We start from the raw sequence: 20,741 nt of genomic DNA, 5'->3' as shown, positions 1-20,741 counted from the left end.
CAGCAGCGACTATGGGATTAAGAACCCATGCGGTAGTTCGGTGACTCTTTGGTAATCGTCACGTCGTGCACGTGGCTTTCCTGGATCCCTGCACCGCTGATGCGGACAAACTCAGCCTTGGTGCGCAGGTCGTCGATGGTAGCACAACCGGTCAGCCCCATACAGGAGCGCAGACCGCCCATTTGCTGATGGATGATTTCTTTCAGACGGCCTTTATACGCGACGCGACCTTCGATGCCTTCCGGAACCAGTTTGTCAGCGGCGTTATCAGTCTGGAAGTAACGGTCAGAAGAGCCTTTGGACATCGCGCCCAGGGATCCCATACCGCGGTAAGATTTGTATGAACGCCCCTGATACAGTTCGATTTCGCCAGGAGATTCTTCGGTACCAGCCAGCATACCGCCGACCATCACGCAGCTTGCGCCGGCAGCGATAGCTTTTGCGATATCGCCGGAGAAGCGGATACCGCCATCAGCGATAACCGGAATACCGGTGCCTTCCAGCGCTTCAACCGCGTCAGAAACGGCAGTGATTTGCGGAACACCGACGCCGGTGACGATACGGGTGGTACAGATTGAACCAGGGCCGATACCGACTTTAACCGCGCTCACGCCAGCTTTAGCCAGTGCCAAAGCACCTGCGCCCGTCGCGACGTTACCGCCGATGATTTGCAGATCCGGGTATTTTGCACGGGTGGCGCGGATACGTTCCAGAACGCCTTCAGAATGGCCGTGTGAGGAGTCGATCAGCAGAACGTCAACACCGGCCGCAACCAGCGCATCGATACGCTCTTCGTTGCCAGCGCCTGCGCCAACCGCAGCACCGACGCGCAGGCTGCCCTGCTCATCTTTACAGGCGTTTGGTTTACGTTCGGCTTTCTGGAAGTCTTTTACGGTGATCATACCGAGCAGATGGAATTGCGCGTCAACAACCAGCGCTTTCTCTACGCGTTTTTCGTGCATTTTTTGCAGGACGACTTCACGGGCTTCGCCTTCTTTCACGGTAACCAGACGTTCTTTCGGCGTCATTACTGCGGTCACAGGCTGTTCCAGATCGGTCACGAAGCGCACGTCACGACCGGTAATAATACCGACCAGTTCGTTTTCTTCGGTCACAACCGGGTAACCGGCAAAACCGTTAATTTCAGTGAGTTCTTTAACCTGACGTAAAGTGGTCGCCGGAGTCACCGTTTTAGGGTCAGCAACAACGCCGCTTTCATGCTTCTTCACGCGACGGACTTCTTCCGCCTGACGCTCAATAGACATGTTCTTGTGAATGAAACCAAGGCCGCCTTCCTGCGCCAGAGCAATCGCCAGATTCGCTTCAGTCACGGTATCCATTGCTGCGGACAGCATAGGGATATTCAGACGGATTTTAGCGGTCAGTTGAGTACCGAGGTCGGCAGTATTGGGCAGAACTGTGGAGTGAGCTGGAACAAGGAGAACGTCGTCGAACGTTAGTGCTTCTTTTGCGATACGTAGCATGGGCAATATCTCACCAAGGTGGATGCGGAAAAGATAAAATATTGCAGCGGGAGTATACAGGTGAGTGCGCATCCCGACCAGCACTATTTGAAAAAACTTCTTGATTACCTTTTTAGGGTATGTAGTATCAGTCGATTAAGTCTCTGTTTTTGAATTTGATCTGGATCACATGCCACTACCTTCTTCGCCTCCTATTTTTACCGTAAGCCGCCTGAATCAGACGGTCCGACAGTTGCTGGAAAACGAAATGGGTCAGGTATGGCTCTCCGGTGAGATTTCAAACTTCTCCCAGCCATCCTCCGGCCACTGGTATTTTACGCTCAAAGATGACCGTGCTCAGGTCAAATGCGCGATGTTCCGCAATTCCAATCGACGCACCACGTTTCGTCCGCAAAACGGTCAGCAGGTTCTGGTCCGCGCGACCATTACGTTGTATGAACCACGCGGCGATTATCAGCTGATTGCCGAGAGTATGCAGGAAGCAGGTGACGGTTTATTGCAGCAGAAATTCGATTTACTGAAACAGCAGCTGGCCGCCGAAGGGTTGTTCGATGCGCAGTTCAAACAGCCGCTGCCCTCGCCTGCGAAATGTGTCGGGGTCATTACTTCGGCCAGCGGTGCCGCGCTGCACGATGTGCTGAACGTGCTCAAACGCCGTGATCCTTCCCTGCCCGTCATTATCTATCCGACCTCCGTTCAGGGTGCAGATGCGCCGGGACAAATTGTCCGCGCCATTGCGCTCGCCAATGCCCGCGAAGAAGTCGATGTACTGATTGTCGGGCGTGGTGGCGGTTCGCTGGAAGATTTGTGGAGCTTTAACGATGAGCGCGTGGCGCGGGCGATTTTCGCCAGCCGCATTCCCATCGTCAGCGCCGTCGGCCATGAAACTGACGTAACAATTGCCGATTTTGTGGCAGATTTACGCGCCCCGACGCCGTCGGCCGCCGCAGAGTTGATCAGCCGCAATCAGCTGGAGTTGCTGCGCCAGATTCAGTCACAACAGCAGCGTCTTGAAATGGCGATGGATTATTATCTCGCACAACTGGCGCAGCGTTTTTCGCGCCTGAATCACCGCCTCCAACAGCAGCATCCGCATTTACGTCTCGCGCGACAGCAAACCGCGCTGTTCAAACTGCGCCGCCGTCTGGATGAAGCGATGCAAAACCAGCTGCGCCAGATGCTGCGCCGTACTGACAGGCTGCAACAGCGTCTGAATCAGCAACAACCCCAGCCCCGAATTCACCGCGCCCAGCAACGGGTTCAGCAGCTGCAATACCGGCTGCAACAGGCGATGTCATCGCAGCTGGCGGAAAGTCGTCAGCGTTTTGGCACCGCCTGCACGCAACTTGAAAGCGTCAGTCCGCTGGCGACCCTTGCCCGCGGCTATAGCGTAACCACTACGCCACAGGGTGCGCTTCTGAAGAAAACTACGCAGACCGCTCCGGGCGATACGCTGAAAACACGTCTGGCCGATGGCTGGATTGAAAGTGAAGTGAAATCGATTGTGCTGGAGAAGAAAGCGCGGAAACGTGCGGTTAAATAAGTATCAGATTTGAAACCTCCCCCTTAACGCAAGGGGAGGCGTTTGAAAAGCTTACAGATTATAGCTATTTGTCTTCACGCCATTTACCCAAAGCTCACGCACTTCGCTTTCCGGCAGCACGATACTCAGGGTTTTCCAGGCGGGTTTGAAATCGCCACGCTGAGTCAGCGTGAGATCAATACGTTGCGCGTTACTGGTAATTTCCCAGTTCACCCACAGCGCATGATTTTGCTCCCAGCGATGGCTTTCGCCATCATCCTCAAACAACAAACCGCTCGATTTCGCCTGGCCTGCGGCCGGATAAACATGCAATTCACGCAACATATCGCGGCTGGCGTCAACGTGCGCCAGACGGGAAGATTGCGGCAGCGCAGCACCGGCGCGCACCAGCAGCGGCAGGCGATCCAGCGGCGCATCGCGCGTGATTGTCTGACCACCGGCAAACCATTCGCCAGTATAGAAATCACACCAGCCGATACCGTTATCCGGCAAATAAACGCGGCGTTCGCGCTGGCCTTCTTCGACAACGCTGGCGACCAGCAAGTCGCGCCCCATCAGGAAATCATCGGTTTCAGCGAATGTATTTTTATCATGCTCGTGATCGAGGAACGTCGGACGCAGCATCGGTTCGTCTTCCGCATGCGCCTGCCACAGCAACGTGTAGAAATACGGCAACAGACGGTAACGCAGGCGGATTGCATCGCGGATCAGTGGCGTCACCTGCGGATACATCCACGGCTCATTCACGGTGTTATCGTCATTCCATGAGTGAATAGTGAAGCGCGGATGCATCACGCCGTTTTGTACCCAGCGGACAAACAGCTCGGCTTGCGGTTTATCGCCGGAGAACCCGCCGACGTCGTGCCCGACATTGTACAAACCGGACAAACTCATCCCGATGCCCATCCGTGTGTTGTAGCGCAGCGTCTGCCAGTTAGTGCGGTTATCGCCGCTCCACGTCTGCACATAACGCTGCATGCCCGCACAGCCGGAACGCGAAATAAGGTACGGACGGGTTTCCGGCGCAAAGTTTTGCTGCGCTTCAAATGACGCACGCATCATCAGCAATGGCATAACCGGGCGGATGTGTTTGATGGCGATCGATTTGCCGAAACCGTGGCAGCGCGCGTCGCTGTCCCAGACTTCGTATTCGTTGTTGTCGTTCCAGGTCGAGCCGATGCCTTTTTCCAGTAACTGCTGCGTCACGCCTTTTTGCCACCAGCGCACGGCGGACGGATGTGTAAAATCGAGATGCGATCCTTCGTCATCCCAGAAAACCGAGCGCTCAGGCACGTTGCTTTCGCTATCGCGAATGAACAAGCCCTGCTCCGCCACCTGCCCGTACTGCGGGTGATCCTGCAATAAGCAAGGTTTGATGTTGGCGGCCAGACGAATACCCGCGTCGAGAAACGCTTTCGACATCACTTCCGGCTCAGGCACTTTGTCGTAGTTCCAGTTGAACACGTAACGTTTGTTGCCAATCGACGTGTAACCCGATGAAAGCTGGAAGGAATCGCACGGTATTTCATGCTGCTGGCACAGCGTGATGAATTTCATCAGCTGTTGCTGGGCATCCGGTGCGTCGGTGTAATACATCGTCGAGCCGCTGTAACCGAGGCTCCATTTCGGGCCAAACGTGGTTTTACCGGTCAGCTTCACCAGTTTCTTGGTGACGTCCAGCGACGTCGGCCCGATAAACAGGTAGTAGTCCAGATCGCCCGCTTCCGCGCTGAAACGGCGATATGGCAAATGGTAGTTATCCAGCTCATTTCCCAGATCCAGCCAGACATTGCTGAGATTGTCGTAGAACAGACCAAAACTGACGTCATTCCGGCGGGTCATCGTAAATGGAATATGTTTGTACAGCGGATCAGTGCTGGCGGCGTTGTAGCCCATCGCATCCAGATTGCGCATTTCAAAACGGCGGCCGCTGCGGTTGAGATCACCGGCTTTTTCGCCCAGCCCGTAAACGCCATCCTGCGCTTCGCGTAGCTGATAATGCGCCGACGCTTCGTTTTTAACACCGAGCATATATGCGCCGGTTTTACGGTCTTTCACCAGCGGCAGCCACGCGCCAGTGTCATTTTTGTATTCCCACTCCAGCCACAGCGGCTGATGAACCGTGACGCGCAGCACCTCAGTGGTTAAAGTCAGCGAGTCTTCATCTTGCGACAGCTGGTAGCCCGGCTGCGAAAAACCTTCGTTGCTCAGGCGGTCACGCCCTTCCCACGGCACATCGTTTTGTGGCGCGATGCTCCAGGTTCTGTCCAGCGCCAGTTCGCCGTTGCGCTGAATAAAGACGCGAATCAGCCCCTCTTCAAGCACCCGCAGACAAAACAGATGCTTACCTTCGACCCGCAGATCCACGCCTGCGTTATCCTGCCCGGCAAGCTCCCAGTGTTTCAACGTTTTCATACACTCTCCCTTTTTGCCGGATTGCGGCGTTCTGCGATCAGGGCAATCAGGAAGACTGCGCCAATCAAATCAAAGAATCCCATAGCGATAAACAGCGGATTAAAACCTATCGAATCAGCCACTGCGCCAATCAGCAGTGAGAACAGGAAGCTGGCGATCCATGCGGAAGAACCGCGCATTCCGTTGACGGTCGCAACCTGGCTTTTATCAAATGTTTCAACGACAACCGCACTGAGCATGCAGGAAATGACCTGATGACCAAAACCACCGATGGAGATCAGCGCAATCGCGGCGTACGGACTTTGTGTGACTGCGACCAGCGCCAGAGAAAGCATCATGAATGCGCCGGTGACAGAGCTTGCGACAATCGAGTTAATGCGGGTGCAACCAAACACTTTACGGTACAGCGTGGTGAGATAACCGCTGGCAATACTGCCCAGATCGGCGGCCAGGAACGGCAGCCAGGCAAACATCACGATGTGTTTTAAATCCATGCCGCGTTCGTTGGCCAGATACAGCGGAACCCAGAAACTGAAGACGGCCCAGGCCGGTTCGGCCAGAAATGCCGGGATGGCGATACCGTAGAATTTCTTGTTCTTACAAACAATTTTCAGGGATTTAATGAAAGGCAGGCGTTCCTGTTGGGGTTCGTTGTCCTGACGGATCAGTGCCAGTTCGTCCTTACTCAGGTTCGGATGCGTCTCCGGAGAATGGTAGAATTTCCACCACAGCAGAACCCACAGCATCGACAGCACGCCGCAAAACAAGAAGGCGCCACGCCAGCCAAATGATATGTGCGCCACCAGAATAATTGGCGGTGCCAGCATCGCCCCGATGGAGAAACCGACTCCCGCCCAGCCCGCCGCAACTGGACGTTCCTTACGCGGGAACCAGTCAGAAATCGCTTTCGCATTGGCTGGTGTGGCCGCCGCTTCGGCGCTCCCCATGAAGAAACGCAAAACAGCAAGCTGGATCCAGCTGCCCGCCCCCGCGTGCAACATACAGACTACGGCCCAGATTGACGCACAAATCAGAAAGCCGAGTTTCAGCCCGATGACGTCAATCAGCCAGCCGCACAACGGCTGGAATATCGTATAGGCCGCCTGAAACGCCGCCACGATGTAGGAATATTGTTCGGTCGTCATGTTCAGGCTGGTTTTAAGTTCAGCAGCCAGTAAACCCAGGGAATTTCGGGTGACGTAGTTAACCGTCACGCCGAGGAGGAACAGCGCCAGCATCCACCAGCGTAACGCTTTTATTTTACGACGCCCTGTCACGGCGGCCGTCTCGGTGTTGATTTGAATTGTCATGCCTGTTCTCCCATCCGTCGGCCGTTGCCGCAGATGATGTGTTATTTGAGGGACTTCCGCAGAGTAGGCAGACGGATTTGTGAGCGAAACGTGATTTTTTGCAAAAGCTTTCACGCTATAACTTCGTGGCGAAACGGGAGCTGGCAAAAGCTTATGGGGTAGCCATCTTCCTGGGTGAAAAATTTTGCAGGAGCGATTTTGAAGGAGATCACAGTTTGAAAGGAAAGTTAAATATCCAGCAAATTGCCGACCAGACGGGGCTGTCGATCAGCACGGTTTCGCGTGTTCTGGCAGGAAAAAATAACACCAGCACCAAAGCCCGTGACCTTGTGCTTAAATGTGCCAAATCGCAGGGCGTTTTTGACGAACTGTCCACCGGCAGGCTGATGCTCAACAATCTCATCATTTTCGCCCCGGCCCGCGCCTTTGATGTACGCAGTGATATTTTTTACTACAAAGTGATCCAGGGCATTCTGGCGTCTACGGCCAGTCACGAAGTGCGTGTCCGCTATTGTCCGATGGAAGAAGAAAACGCCGACGCCGCACTTTTCATCGCCAAAATGACCGATCCGCTGACTGAAGCCGTTTTACTGGTCGGCATCGACGACCCGCATATTCATCAGCTGGCGGCAGAAATGGCAAAACCCTGTGTGCTGGTCAATTGCCATGACCGGCATATGCGTCACGACAGCGTCAGCCCCGATCACCAGACGATGGGCGATTTCGCCTGCGACTATCTGTTCGCGCAGGGTCATACCCATATCGTGACAGTGCAATGTCTGCGCCGTCATACCATGGAGCTGCGCCTGACCGGCATTAAACAGGCGTTCGCCCGCCATCATCAGACGTTCAGCGACAGCCAGCATTTGCTGAATACGTCAGGATTTGGCGCACAGGAAAGTGAACAGGCGCTGCTGGAATACTTCGATTCACTGCCACCGGAACAGCCGTTGCCAACCGCTATTTTGGCCGGTGGCGACTTTATGGCGTCAGGCGTGGTAGCCGCGCTGGCGAAAAGAGGGTTATCAGTGCCCGGCGATATCAGCGTCATCAGCACCGACGGATTTAATCTGGCCGAAATTCACGATGTCCCGCTGACCGCCGTTCACGTTCCGCGTGACGAACTGGGCGCGGAAGCCATCGCCCTGCTGCAACGCAGAATGTTGCGTCCGGATGCGCCTCACACCACTCAGCTTTTGCAGGGAAAACTGGTGGTGCGCAATTCGGTGCGCAAAGCCACCGGCCGTGCCGTGACTCCACGCCCGCATCTTTTGTATGACCCTCTGCCGGACAGATAAATCTCATCTTTCACGGACATCACGCAGCGCAGTCCTATACTGACAGGAGACGGCTAATCATTAGCCTCCTTTCAGTATCAGGCAGTCAGAACGCCTTTCTTTCACCCACGGGTGGCACTTGATAAGGAGATTCACGATGAATCACAGTTCAGCGAAGCGTTACAACAGCGTTATCCCTCCGTATATGCTTAACCGTATTATCGAGCACGGCTCAGAACCTCAGCGCCGGTGCGCGAAACAAACGCTCGTCCACGTCAATACGTTAATGGCGCAGCCTTATGCGAAACCCCAAAAGATTGTGACCGCCAAAGCGGGTCAGGTTGAGCGTGATATTTATGACGCTAAGAACACCACAAAACTGCCGGGTGAATCGGTACGTAAAGAAGGTGAGGCCAGTAACGGCGATGTGGCTGTTGATGAAGCCTATGATTATCTCGGTGTAACCTATGATTTCTTCTGGCAGGCGTATCAGCGTAATTCCCTGGACAATAAAGGGCTGGCGTTGCTGGGCACCGTTCACTACGACAAAGGCTATCAGAACGCTTTCTGGAACGGTCAGCAGATGGTGTTTGGCGACGGCGACGGTGAGATTTTTAACAGGTTCACCATTGCGATTGACGTTGTGGGTCACGAACTTTCCCACGGCGTGACCGAAAGCGAGGCGGGTCTGGATTATAACGGGCAATCGGGTGCGCTGAATGAATCCCTGTCGGATGTGTTCGGTTCGCTGGTGAAGCAGTTTCATCTGAAGCAGACGGCAGATAAAGCCGACTGGATTATCGGCGAAGGCCTGCTGGCAAAAGGCATTCACGGCACCGGCTTACGTTCAATGTCACACCCGGGAACGGCCTACGATGACCCGCTGCTCGGTAAAGACCCGCAGCCAGCCGACATGAAAGGGTATGTGAATACCCGCGACGATAATGGCGGCGTACATATCAATTCAGGGATCCCTAACCGCGCATTTTATCTGGCAGCCACTAAACTGGGAGGCAATGCCTGGGAGCGCGCGGGGTATGTCTGGTACGACACGGTCTGCGATAAATCTCTGGCGAAAGATGCTGACTTTGTCGCCTTCGCACAGCTGACGGTCAAAAATGCGGGCAAACGCTTTGACGATTCGGTTGCGCAAGCGGTTCGTGAAGCCTGGGAGCAGGTTGGAGTGATGTAAATGAAACCTTTAGATTCGCTGGAAAGTAATACGGTAATTGAAATCTACCGTGAGGGCGGGGTCGCGTTTATCCCCAAACTCAGCGGACCGCGACGGGTTGAGCTTTCAGGCATGAGTGATGACAAACGGCGGGAAATTTGCCAGCTCATCAATAAAGCCCTGCCTTATGCTCAGGAAAAAGAAAACGCTGGTCGGGGTGACCAGCGTTATTTCCGTCTCGAAATTTATTACACGTCAGCAGAGCACTCCGCCAGTCTGGTGGTCATTATTCCCGAAACTGAGACACCTGAAGAACTGGTCGATTTATGGAAACAGGCTCAGCCCGACGATCACTCTTCTGAATAAAGTGAACAGGTAAAAATCACCCGTTTTTTAGAAATCATCCCATGCCCGTTTTGGCAGAAGTAATCGACTGCGCCGCAGGCTTTCAGTTCCTGCAACGGTTGCTGACAATCCGGGCATAACGCCGTTTGTGTGTAACTTGTCTGGCAGGTGTCACAGTGAAAGTGACCACTTATCCAGCTCATCGGCTGACCGCAGACCGGACAGAGCGCATCCATCGTATATCTCCTCTAAATGACGCCAAGTGTGCGCAGTAAATACAGCCCCAGCGCCGTCGTGAAAAATGATCCCAGCGTTGTGAGGGCGATAATATTGGCCGCCAGCGTGGCGTTACCGCCCATCGCGCGCGTCATCACATAGCTACCAGCCGCCGTCGGTGTACATGAAAAGAGAAAAATCACGCCCAGCGCGGCACCACGAAAACCGAACAGCCATGCGCCGAACGTCATCAGCGCAGGGACAAAAATAACACGCGACGCCGAAGACCAGGCCGCCACGTTAGAACTGCGGAACATCGCGCGCCAGTCCAGGCTTGCACCGGCGCACAGCATCGCCAGCGGCAGCGCCATGCCGGAAATAAAATCACCTGTGCTGGCGATCGTTGCCGGCATCGGCAAATGGCTGTGCTGGAATGCCAGGCCAAGAACCAGACCAATAATCAGCGGGTTAGTCACTATCCCATGCAAAATCGGCTTCATCCCGATCCGTTTCCCCTGCCCGCCTTTCAGGCTGCGGGTCAGCGTAATAACGGACAGCACGTTGAACAGAATCACCGTCACCGCCAGATACATCGATCCCAAGGCAATGCCTTCATTACCAAATGCCAGCGAGGCGTACGCAAGACCGGCGATACCGGTATTGGCGCGGAATCCTCCCTGCACAAAGATGCCGCGTTCGCGGGGATCTTTCACCAGCTTAAGGGCGACCAGCTCCAGCAGTAAAAATGAAACGACGGTGGCGATCCCGCCGTAAAGCGCCAGCGGCAGGTTTGAGCCGGAGGAGTCGTGCCCCTGCGCAACGCTGAAAAAGAGCAGGCAAGGCAGCGCAATGTTAAACACTAACCGGCTGGCTTTCTCGTTGAAATTGTCGTCCATCAGGCCTGTGCGGCGCAGCATCACGCCCAGCAGTAAGATCAGTAAATTCGGAACAGTAACGCCAAACGCAAAACTCCAGGTCTGCCAGAACATCCAGCCAGCTCCTTGCAGGGTAAAAAGAGATAAAAAAAATGGGGCGCATTTTCATGCACCCCGTAAATCATTATTTGCTTTTTTTCAGGTGAGACATCAGACGCTTACGCTTACGCATCTGGTTAGGCGTCAGGGTATTACGCTTGCCTTCAAACGGGTTCTCACCCTCTTTGAACTGAATACGTATTGGCGTACCCATCACTTTCAGTGAGCGACGGAAGTAGTTCATCAGATAGCGTTTATAGGAATCAGCCAGATCTTTCACCTGGTTACCGTGAATTACCACGATTGGCGGGTTATACCCCCCCGCGTGCGCATATTTCAGCTTAACGCGACGGCCATTGACCAGCGGTGGCTGGTGATCGTCTGCCGCCATTTGCATGATACGTGTCAGTAAGGAAGTGCTCACACGCGTAGTTGCGCAGGTGTACGCTTCAATCACGGATTCGAACAGGTTACCCACGCCGCTGCCGTGCAGGGCTGAGATGAAGTGGATACGCGCGAAGTCAACGAAACCGAGGCGCAGATCCAACTGGTCTTTCACCTGCGCACGCGCTTCTTCGCTCATTCCATCCCACTTGTTCACCACAATCAGCAGTGAACGCCCGCTGTTGAGGATGAAGCCCAGCAGTGACAAATCCTGATCGGAGATACCGTCACGGGCATCAATAACCAGCATCACGACGTTCGCGTCTTCAATCGCCTTCAGCGTTTTGATAACGGAGAATTTCTCAACCGTTTCAGTAACTTTACCGCGTTTGCGCACACCGGCGGTGTCGATAAGAACGTATTCGCGTTCGTCGCGCACCATCGGAATATAAATACTGTCGCGCGTGGTGCCCGGCATGTCGTAAACCACGACGCGCTCTTCACCCAGAATGCGGTTAGTCAGTGTGGACTTACCTACGTTCGGACGCCCGACGATAGCCAGTTTGATAGGCAATGTTGTCGGGTCGAAATTATCTTCTTCGTCTTCCGGGATTTCATCACCGGTTGCTTCCTGTTCAGCCCAGTAAGCGGCGTTGGCTTCTTCTTCACTCAGCTCAACTTCTACAGGTTTTTCACCAACAAACGGCACCAGAACGTGTTCAATCAGTTGTGCTACACCACGGCCGTGGGAAGCGGCAATCGCGTATACTTCGCCCAGACCGAGGGAATAGAAATCGCCGGTGGCGCTATCAGGGTCTAAACCGTCAGTTTTGTTGGCGACCAGGAACGTCGCTTTTTCACGGCTGCGCAGATGCTGGGCAATGCCCTGATCGGCAGGCATCAGGCCCGCGCGCGCATCCACCATGAACAAGACGATGTCGGCTTCTTCGATTGCCAGCAGTGACTGCCCGGCCATACGGGTTTCAACGCCATCTTCGGTACCGTCGATACCGCCGGTATCAACGATGATGAATTCATTACCCTCAATTTCTGCACGACCATACTTGCGGTCACGCGTAAGCCCCGGGAAATCCGCAACCAGCGCATCACGCGTCTTGGTTAAACGGTTAAATAAAGTGGATTTACCCACATTCGGGCGCCCAACAAGCGCAACGACAGGTATCATTTTGAAGCCTCAGTTTTTATATATAGAGCTAAACGCAAATAGACGGCACGCCTGTAAATTCAGGCAAACCGCTATAATTCAATTTCTTACGCCGTAATTCTCAATGAGTCATTACGCTATTTTCAGAATACGAAACGGCCCCTGAGCAATTCAGGAGCCGTTTTAAAGGCCGGGATCAAGCGATCTCAAAGCCAGACGCGGGTCGCGATATCAGCGTGTAAAGGAGTAAACTTCGCCGCCTTTCGCCTGCACAACCAGCTTGTCGCTTGCCACAATCGGCGCACTCAGGAAGCCATCGCTGTCAACTTTCTGCTGAGCAACAAAACGGCCATCCGTGGTGTTGATCCAGTGCAGATAACCTTCGGAATCACCGACCACAAGGTAACCATTATACAGCACAGGTGCCGTCAGGTTACGGTGCAGCAATTCACTTTGACGCCACAGGCTCACGCCGCCCTGGGTGTCGAGGGCCATAACGCGGTCATCCTGATCGACCAGATAAATACGGCCAGCATCAACGATGATGTCATTCACGGAACCCACATCACGTTTCCACGCAATCTGACCAGAACGCAGATCCATCGCCACCAGATTGCCGTTATAAGCCAGCGTATACACAACGCCATCAACGATAACCGGCGTAGTATCCACATCGCTAAGACGATCGATTTCAGTCGTTCCGGTAGTCTGAGAAATACGTTGCTGCCAGATCAACTGGCCTTCTTTCATCAGCACGGCGCTTACGCGACCGTTATCACCGCCGACGATAGCCGCACCAAACGCAACCGCAGGCGCAGATTCACCACGCAGAGAGAGCGTTGGCATATCAAGGTTAGCGGTCCACTGGATTGTACCATCGGACTCACTCAGACCCTGCAACATACCGTTGCCAGTGTGAACCAGAACCAGACCATCGCTGACTACCGGGCGGGATAACGCTTCACCCGCCACTTTAGTCTGCCATGCCACGGTACCATCTGCCGTGTTCAATGCGTAAACCACAGCTTTTTCGCTGCCGACGTAAACATGATCACCGGAAACTGTCAGGCCACCGGAAAGCTGAGCCGAGATATTGCTGGAGAAGAAACCGGTTTTTTCAGACAGGTTAACACTCCATTTTTCCTTCCCGCTGTCCGCATCCAGCGCTTTCACCACACCAAAGCGGTCGGCGGCATAGATGGTGCTGTCCTGCCAGGCAGGATGCAGGTTGGAATAGTATTCGCCTACGCCATTGCCGACAGACTTGCTCCAGACTTTCGTCGGAGTGAACTGGTTTTCAACTTTTGGCAGCGGAGACATTTTCACAACGTCTTCTTCGCTGTTAAACAATGAACAGCCACTCAGCAGGGCAACAGAAACCCATCCTACCAAGAGTGTTTTACGCAATTGCATCGGGGTTCCCCTTAGCTGGCTAAGTTGTTCAATTTCATACGCAGCATGGTTTGCAGCGTTTGAGAGGGTTTAGAATCAATTCCTTTGCTGTAGGCTTCGCGAGCGCCTTTTGCATCGCCTTTTGCCAGCAGAACATCACCGCGGATGCCTTGCTGCATTGCCACCCAGCCTTGACCCTTCACGCCGTCTAACGTTTTGAGTGCATCATCAAATTTGCCTTGCTGCATCTGGACACGAGCCAGACGTAAATTCACCAGCGAATGTAAATTATCTTCTTTTGCAAAGCCTTGTGCCTGCGCCAGCTGCTTTTCAGCATTCGCGAAATCTTTCGCTTCCACGAAATGATCGGCCAGTTGCAGGGCAGCAAACACCCCGTAATTGTTGTCATTGCTCTGCGCAAATTTTTCGAGGTCAGCAACACCCTGAGCGCTATTCGCGGTCAGCGACTGATTAGCTTTCTGGAAAGAGGCAGAGGCTTCCGTCAAGGCTGAGTCCTGATGGCTCTGCCAGAAACGCCAGCCACTCAGGGCTGCAATCCCCAGAACCACGCCGATGGCCAGCGCTTTACCGTTCTCGGCAAAGAAGCGACGTACAGCATCAACCTGTTCATTCTCAGTGGTATAGACTTCCACAGTGTCCTTCTCCTTAACCCAACATCGAAGCCAGACGCGCGGCGAGTTCGCTTTGCGCCAGCGTTTCTTGCGTTCCACTTTGCAGATCTTTTACAACAACCTGCAGGTTTGCGACTTCATCTTCACCCAGCACCAGGGCAATGCGAGCACCCCATTTGTCAGCACGGGCAAATTGCTTTTTGAAGTTACCGCCACCGTAGTTAGTCATCACTTTCAGTTCAGGCAGTGCATCACGCAGCGTTTCAGCCAGTTGCATCGCCGCACTTTGCGTACCCGCACCAGAAGAAATCACATAAGCATCTACCGTCGCAGGTGCTTTGAAATCTGGATTTACAGCCTGAACCAGTAAGACCAGGCGCTCCAGTCCCATAGCAAAACCGACGGCAGGTGTTGCACGACCACCCAATTGTTCTACCAGCCCGTCATAACGGCCACCAGCACACACGGTGCCCTGCGCCCCCAGGCTGCTGGTTACCCACTCGAACACGGTGCGGTTGTAATAATCCAGACCGCGCACAAGTCGCTGATTAACCGTATATGGGATACCAGACTGCTCTAAAAGTTCACACAGACCTGCAAAGTGTTCTCTTGATTCATCATCAAGATAATCACCGAGCTTCGGCGCATCATTTAATAACGCCTGAATATCCGGATTTTTAGAGTCCAGAACGCGCAGCGGATTGCTGTACATGCGGCGTTTACAGTCTTCATCCAGCTTGTCTTTATGCTGCTCAAGGAAAGCCACCAGCGCATCACGATAATTGGCGCGGGCTTCCAGAGAGCCGATAGAGTTCAGCTCAAGCGTAACGTGTTCAGCGATACCCAGCGCACGCCACCAGCGGGCACTCAGGAGGATCAGTTCGGCATCAACATCCGGGCCTTGCAGGCCAAAGACTTCCACACCGAGCTGATTAAACTGACGATAGCGGCCTTTTTGCGGGCGCTCGTAGCGGAACATCGGGCCGATGTACCACAGACGTTGTTCCTGATTGTACAGCAGACCATGTTCGATGCCGGCACGGACGCAGCCAGCCGTACCTTCAGGACGCAGCGTCAGGCTTTCACCGTTGCGGTCTTCAAAGGTATACATTTCTTTTTCCACGACATCGGTCACTTCACCGATAGCGCGCTTAAACAATGGGGTCTGCTCTACAATCGGCATACGGATCTCACTGTAGCCGTAACCGCCGAGCACTTGTTTCAACGTACCTTCGATACGCTGCCATAATGCCGTGTCTTCAGGCAGATAGTCGTTCATGCCGCGAATGGCCTGGATATTCTTTGCCACGTCAGTTCTCTATCGTTTTATAAAAAATGAACCCGATTATAGGGGTTTTGTGCCCTGCGGTTCAACGCGCAGACACTATCCCCTACCGGGTTCAATATAATGCAGGCGTCCGCAGACGCCCGCAACCGATGTTACTTTTCAAGATGATTGATAACGATACGTTTACTCTCATCCATAATCGCCGCTTTGGCGCGAATTTTTGCTTCTAACTGGTCGATCATATCTGTGTTGTCAAAACGCTCTCTCTGACGAACACCATCTTCGTAGAAACCGCTTTTATTATGACCACCCGTAACACCGATTGTGGAGACCAGCGCTTCTCCCGGGCCATTCACCACGCAACCGATGATCGAAACATCCATTGGCGTAATGAGATCTTCCAGACGCTGTTCCAGCGCATTCACCGTACCGATGACATCAAATTCCTGACGTGAACAGGTCGGGCAGGCAATGAAGTTGATCCCACGGGAACGGATACGCAATGACTTCAGGATATCAAAACCGACTTTCACTTCTTCGACAGGATCGGCCGCCAGTGAGATACGCAGCGTGTCGCCGATACCTTCTGACAGCAGTAAACCCAGCCCGATAGCCGACTTGACAGAACCGGCGCGTAGACCGCCCGCCTCCGTAATCCCAAGGTGCAATGGCTGAACAATTTGTTTGGCCAGCAGGCGGTAAGACTCAACGGCCAGAAAAACGTCGGACGCTTTCACGCTGACTTTAAACTGATCAAAGTTGAGGCGATCGAGAATATCGACGTGACGCATCGCAGATTCCAGCAGCGCTTGCGGAGTAGGTTCGCCGTACTTTTCCTGGATATCTTTTTCCAGAGAGCCGCCGTTCACACCGATACGGATAGGAATATTTTTGTCGCGGGCGCAATCCACTACGGAGCGGATGCGGGATTCGTTACCGATATTGCCCGGGTTAATACGCAGGCAATCCACGCCGTATTCTGCTACTTGCAGCGCGATGCGGTAATCAAAATGGATATCAGCGACCAGCGGGACATTAACCTGCTGCTTGATAAGTTTGAACGCCTCAGCGGCATCCATTGTAGGCACAGAAACGCGGACAATATCGACACCCACGCGTTCCAGTGATTTGATTTGTGCGACTGTCGCCGCTACGTCTGTGGTGCGGGTGTTGGTCATCGATTGCACTGCAATCGGCGCGCCGTCACCTACAGGCACCTTGCCGACATAAATCCGGGTTGATTTGCGACGGGTAATGGGTGCTTGGTTATGCATTACTTCACTCTCCATCGTTACAAGCGTCTGACAAACTGCCGATTACTCGGCAGCTAAGGTCAGGCGTGCAACACGGCTTGATTTTACAAAACGACTTAAATCAACCGGTTTGCCCTGGAATTGGATATCCACCGCACCCGGAGCACCGATTTTCAGCTTATACGGCGCAGTGCCCTTAACGCTGAGTGACTCGCCGCCTTTTTTAATGCCGCTGAACAGGGTTTTACCTGATGCGTCATCGATTTGTAACCAGCAGTCAGCCTTAAAAGTCAAAGCAACCGCTTGTGGATCTGCACCTGCTGCCGCAGCAGTTTGTGCGTCACCCGTAGGCAGACCATTCTCAGCCGTTGTTGCTGGCTGGCTGGTAGAAACCGCTGCCGGTTCCTGTGAACCCGTTACAGCCGGTGTAGTGCCTGCGGCGGTAGCAGGAGCCGGTGTGGTATTCAGCGGAATACTGTTTTGTGGCTGCGGCTCGGTCGCCTGCGCAGAAGACGTATCTTCTGTGGTCGGCGCAGAGTTCGCGTTATCACCCAGAGGAACCGCTTGACCCTGACCATTATCCTGATTCAGTTGCGCAGAAGACTGGTCAGCCATGGTGGCGATTTCTTGCTGCTGCGCCTGATGATTTTGCCACCACCACGCACCGGTCAGGCCGATCACCACAAACACTACAAGCCAGGTAAAGCCCATCAGCCAGCCATCGCGTTTTTTGCGGGACTTACCCAGGGAAAAACCCTGCATTGAAGCAACTTTCGGCACTTTAATGGGAGCTTGTTTACCAATCAGACCTAACAGTTCCTCTTCAGGAACGTGCACCAGCTTGGCGTAAGAGCGCAGATAACCACGCAGGAAAGTCGGCGCAAGATCGGCCGGCGTCGTTTCTTCTTCGATTTGGCGAATAGTTGAGACTTTCAGACACAGGCGTTCTGCAACGGCCTGATGACTGAGACCTAACTGTTCACGAGCCTGACGCAGACGTTCGCCTGTGGTCAGTTTTGCATTATTTTCTTGGGAGGCTTCAGTATTCATTAGCTAAGAACTGCTGGTACTGTTTAGATTGTGGATAACTACGCGCAAGCTGCTTACCGTAGCGTTGAACGCTATCCGGATTGCCCGCTAACGCAGCGAATCGAATTTGTAACATGATACTTTCAGCAGTGGCTGGCAGAACATGTTGATATACATCCAGTAATAGTTTCGCCTGAGCGCGGTTCCCTTCCCCAAATTCTTTGGTTGCCTCAGTCAGCAAGGGTGCGCCTTTATCGGGATCAACTTTTAATGCCCGGCTTAGTAACACTCGCGCTTCCTCATTCTGATTGGCCTTCAGAAAACAGTAGCCTGCATTTTCCAGGCTGTCAGCTACCTGACCGTAATCAGGTGCATTAGCTGCGGCGCTAAACTGCTGTTGTGCGGGTACATACTGCCCTAAACTACACAAAAACGCACCGTAATTATTCATCACAGTGCCATTTTGCGGTGCCAGCTTCAGCGCTTGCTGGTAGCGGCTTTGCGCAGCATTCTGATCGCCGTTTTTTTGCTCGTAAAGCGCCATTCCGAGCTGAGTGCGATAATCATCCGGCGCGCCATCCACGGCTTTCTGTAAATTTTGCTTCGCCGCGTCCATATTGCCCTGAGAAAGATATTCCATCCCCAGCTCCAGACGCGTTTGCGCTGCGCCCGTGGCCTGTTGCGTTTCTTTCGGCGTACCGGAACAACCCGCCAGCAGCGCAACAGAAATTCCCGCTACAATCAGCAACTTCACACTGCCATTCATTGTCATGCTTAATTCCCTTTATCTTGCCATCGACAACAAAACGGGGGGCTTACCCGCACTGCACAGTGCCCCCTCGTACACCTTACGGCTTATGGCGACTACACGGCTTTTACGGAAATCTGCTGCTCGCCTGCCATTTTTTTCTTCAACGTACGTTTAGTACGGTCGATTACGTCACCCGCCAGCTGCCCGCACGCGGCATCAATGTCGTCGCCACGGGTTTTACGTACTATCACCGTGAAACCGTAATCCATCAGCACTTTCGAGAAACGGTCAATACGGCTGTTGGAGCTGCGGCCATAGGGTGCGCCCGGGAAGGGGTTCCATGGGATGAGGTTAATCTTGCAAGGCGTATTTTTCAGACGTTCTGCCAGCTCATGCGCATGTTCAGTACCATCGTTGATATGGTCGAGCATGACGTATTCGATGGTCACGCGGCCCTGATTGGCGTTGGATTTACCGATATAACGCTCAACAGCGGCAAGGAAAGTATCGATATTGTATTTGCGGTTAATCGGGACGATTTCGTCGCGGATGGCGTCATTTGGCGCGTGCAGAGAAATGGCCAGAGCCACGTCAATCATATCGCCGAGTTTATCCAGCGCAGGCACAACACCTGAGGTGGAGAGCGTAACGCGACGTTTTGACAGACCAAACCCGAAATCGTCGAGCATGATTTCCATTGCCGGAACCACGTTGTTCAGGTTCAGCAAAGGCTCGCCCATGCCCATCATCACCACGTTGGTGATAGGTCGCGTACCGGCCACTTTTGCGGCACCGATAATTTTTGCCGCACGCCATACCTGGCCGATAATCTCGGACACGCGCAGGTTACGGTTAAAGCCCTGCTGGGCGGTTGAGCAGAAAGTACATTCCAGCGCACAACCTACCTGAGAAGAAACGCAAAGCGTCGCACGGTCGCCGTCCGGGATATACACGGTTTCGACCAACTGCCCGCCTACCTGAATGGCCCACTTGATGGTGCCGTCAGTGGAACGTTGTTCGGACGCCACTTCAGGCGCACGAATTTCTGCAACGCGGGCCAGTTTTTCACGCAGTGGCTTATTGATATCGGTCATTTGCTCGAAATCATCGCTGCAATAATGGTACATCCACTTCATGACCTGATCAGCACGGAACGGTTTTTCGCCCATGTTGATAAAAAACTCACGCATTTGTTTGCGGTTCAGATCCAGAAGGTTAATTTTTGCGGCAGCAGGCGGCACAACAGTGTTCACGGCTTCTGCGGATAAGGGAGTGTTCTCAGACAAGATATGCTCGGGCGTGTTTGATTCTAACATGATGAAAAATGGCCTCGTTGTTACACGTTATGGCGTATTGGAAGTGCAGAGCCGGCACTTTTTCGGAAACTGGCGGCCTGCAAATAAATTGCGCCCCGAAGAGGCTGGCTCATTCGGGGCGCAACATTGTACAAATTTTAGGGCAAAGTTGCCATGTTTGGAAAGTGACTGTTACAAAATTCTTGCGAATTTGCGGCACATCTTCCAGCGAAGCTTGCCCAAAAATCTTAACGCGGGCAGATTTCGCTTTCGGTGAAGAAGTAAGCGATTTCGCGTTGTGCAGATTCTACAGCGTCAGAACCGTGAACCGCATTAGCTGTGAAGCTGTCAGCGAAGTCTGCACGCAGGGTACCTGCCAGAGCGTTATCCGGGTTCGTTGCGCCCATGATGTCACGGTTACGCTGAACAGCGTTTTCGCCTTCCAGAACCTGAACCATGATCGGGCCAGAGGTCATGAACTCAACCAGACCGTCGAAGAAAGGACGCCCTTTGTGTTCTGCGTAGAAGCCTTCAGCTTGTTCTTTAGTCAGTTTCAGCATTTTAGACGCGATGATGGTGAAACCCGCGCGTTCGAAACGTGCGTAGATAGCGCCGATGTCGTTGTTAGCTACGGAGTTTGGCTTGATGATGGAGAAAGTACGTTCGATAGTCATGAAAAAACCTCTGTCTGACTTTTATAGGTAGGGCCGGTTAATTTAATGTTATACCTGCCGTAAAATGGCGGTGATTATAGGGAGCGAAGTTAAGATTGCCTACCCGAATCACAACATTTAATTAAAAAAATGTGTCATTGATT

At 53.3% G+C, this 20,741-nt stretch carries 18 protein-coding genes; 4 read left to right on the top strand and 14 right to left on the bottom strand.

The window, feature by feature from the left end; genetic code table 11:
* Window positions 1-17 precede the first annotated feature (17 nt).
* Window positions 18-1,484 (bottom strand): IMP dehydrogenase, encoded by a 1,467-nt coding sequence (guaB, locus tag J1782_RS16650; protein WP_152324560.1) that lies wholly within the window; start codon window positions 1,482-1,484, stop codon window positions 18-20.
* 169 nt (window positions 1,485-1,653) lie between these two features.
* Between guaB and xseA the strand changes: the two genes are divergently transcribed.
* Complete coding sequence (gene xseA / locus J1782_RS16645) at window positions 1,654-3,027, top strand: exodeoxyribonuclease VII large subunit (RefSeq protein WP_152324561.1); 1,374 nt, start codon at window positions 1,654-1,656, stop codon at window positions 3,025-3,027.
* Between the two features lie 51 nt (window positions 3,028-3,078).
* Here xseA and J1782_RS16640 read toward each other — a convergent pair whose 3' ends face one another.
* The gene (locus J1782_RS16640; protein WP_217153538.1) at window positions 3,079-5,442 is read right to left on the bottom strand and encodes a TIM-barrel domain-containing protein; all 2,364 of its coding nucleotides are present in this window, start codon (window positions 5,440-5,442) and stop codon (window positions 3,079-3,081) included.
* Window positions 5,439-6,752, bottom strand: a complete 1,314-nt coding sequence (locus J1782_RS16635; protein WP_152324563.1) for an MFS transporter — start codon at window positions 6,750-6,752, stop codon at window positions 5,439-5,441. Before J1782_RS16635 ends, J1782_RS16640 begins: the two co-directional genes overlap by 4 nt.
* A 215-nt stretch (window positions 6,753-6,967) precedes the next feature.
* Here J1782_RS16635 and J1782_RS16630 point away from each other — a divergent pair, with 215 nt between their 5' ends.
* The 3 genes from J1782_RS16630 (at window position 6,968) to J1782_RS16620 (ending at window position 9,566) form a co-directional block, all read left to right on the top strand.
* Window positions 6,968-8,050, top strand: coding sequence for a LacI family DNA-binding transcriptional regulator (locus J1782_RS16630; protein ID WP_217153537.1), 1,083 nt, complete (start codon window positions 6,968-6,970; stop codon window positions 8,048-8,050).
* A 136-nt stretch (window positions 8,051-8,186) separates the two neighbouring features.
* Window positions 8,187-9,221, top strand: coding sequence for a M4 family metallopeptidase (locus J1782_RS16625; RefSeq protein WP_165058488.1), 1,035 nt, complete (start codon window positions 8,187-8,189; stop codon window positions 9,219-9,221).
* A complete protein-coding gene (locus J1782_RS16620) occupies window positions 9,222-9,566 on the top strand; it encodes a protealysin inhibitor emfourin (protein WP_165058490.1) in 345 nt (114 codons plus the stop codon).
* Here the strand turns inward: J1782_RS16620 and J1782_RS16615 are convergent.
* From J1782_RS16615 to ndk, 11 genes are all read right to left on the bottom strand, one after another.
* Window positions 9,551-9,781 (bottom strand): zinc ribbon domain-containing protein, encoded by a 231-nt coding sequence (locus J1782_RS16615; protein ID WP_152324567.1) that lies wholly within the window; start codon window positions 9,779-9,781, stop codon window positions 9,551-9,553. The genes J1782_RS16620 and J1782_RS16615 overlap by 16 nt on opposite strands.
* Window positions 9,782-9,793: 12 nt before the next feature.
* On the bottom strand, window positions 9,794-10,750 hold the full coding sequence (locus J1782_RS16610; protein ID WP_217153536.1) for an AEC family transporter: 957 nt from the start codon (window positions 10,748-10,750) through the stop codon (window positions 9,794-9,796).
* A gap of 70 nt (window positions 10,751-10,820) precedes the next feature.
* Window positions 10,821-12,305, bottom strand: a complete 1,485-nt coding sequence (der, locus tag J1782_RS16605) for a ribosome biogenesis GTPase Der (protein WP_152324569.1) — start codon at window positions 12,303-12,305, stop codon at window positions 10,821-10,823.
* A gap of 210 nt (window positions 12,306-12,515) precedes the next feature.
* Entirely contained in the window at window positions 12,516-13,697 is a 1,182-nt protein-coding gene (gene bamB, locus J1782_RS16600; protein WP_152324570.1) for an outer membrane protein assembly factor BamB, read from the bottom strand.
* Window positions 13,698-13,708: 11 nt separating this feature from the next.
* A complete protein-coding gene (locus tag J1782_RS16595; RefSeq protein WP_217153535.1) occupies window positions 13,709-14,329 on the bottom strand; it encodes a YfgM family protein in 621 nt (206 codons plus the stop codon).
* A gap of 13 nt (window positions 14,330-14,342) precedes the next feature.
* Window positions 14,343-15,617 carry a histidine--tRNA ligase gene (gene hisS / locus J1782_RS16590; protein WP_165058496.1) on the bottom strand — a complete coding sequence of 425 codons (1,275 nt, stop codon included), beginning with the start codon at window positions 15,615-15,617 and terminating at the stop codon, window positions 14,343-14,345.
* A gap of 131 nt (window positions 15,618-15,748) precedes the next feature.
* On the bottom strand, window positions 15,749-16,870 hold the full coding sequence (gene ispG / locus J1782_RS16585) for a flavodoxin-dependent (E)-4-hydroxy-3-methylbut-2-enyl-diphosphate synthase (protein ID WP_104921069.1): 1,122 nt from the start codon (window positions 16,868-16,870) through the stop codon (window positions 15,749-15,751).
* Window positions 16,871-16,912: 42 nt separating this feature from the next.
* Window positions 16,913-17,899, bottom strand: coding sequence for a cytoskeleton protein RodZ (rodZ, locus tag J1782_RS16580; RefSeq protein ID WP_217153534.1), 987 nt, complete (start codon window positions 17,897-17,899; stop codon window positions 16,913-16,915).
* Window positions 17,889-18,650, bottom strand: a complete 762-nt coding sequence (gene pilW, locus J1782_RS16575; protein ID WP_165058497.1) for a type IV pilus biogenesis/stability protein PilW — start codon at window positions 18,648-18,650, stop codon at window positions 17,889-17,891. Before pilW ends, rodZ begins: the two co-directional genes overlap by 11 nt.
* Window positions 18,651-18,742: 92 nt before the next feature.
* Window positions 18,743-19,945: a bifunctional tRNA (adenosine(37)-C2)-methyltransferase TrmG/ribosomal RNA large subunit methyltransferase RlmN gene (locus J1782_RS16570; RefSeq protein ID WP_152324576.1), complete on the bottom strand. Its 1,203-nt coding sequence runs from the start codon at window positions 19,943-19,945 to the stop codon at window positions 18,743-18,745.
* 227 nt (window positions 19,946-20,172) lie between these two features.
* Window positions 20,173-20,598, bottom strand: a complete 426-nt coding sequence (ndk, locus tag J1782_RS16565) for a nucleoside-diphosphate kinase (protein WP_013574367.1) — start codon at window positions 20,596-20,598, stop codon at window positions 20,173-20,175.
* Window positions 20,599-20,741 lie beyond the last annotated feature (143 nt).

Origin of the sequence: Rahnella sp. BCC 1045, assembly GCF_019049615.1 — a bacterium.
Lineage (GTDB): Bacteria > Pseudomonadota > Gammaproteobacteria > Enterobacterales > Enterobacteriaceae > Rahnella > Rahnella contaminans.
This window is presented reverse-complemented; position numbering and strand designations above follow the sequence as displayed.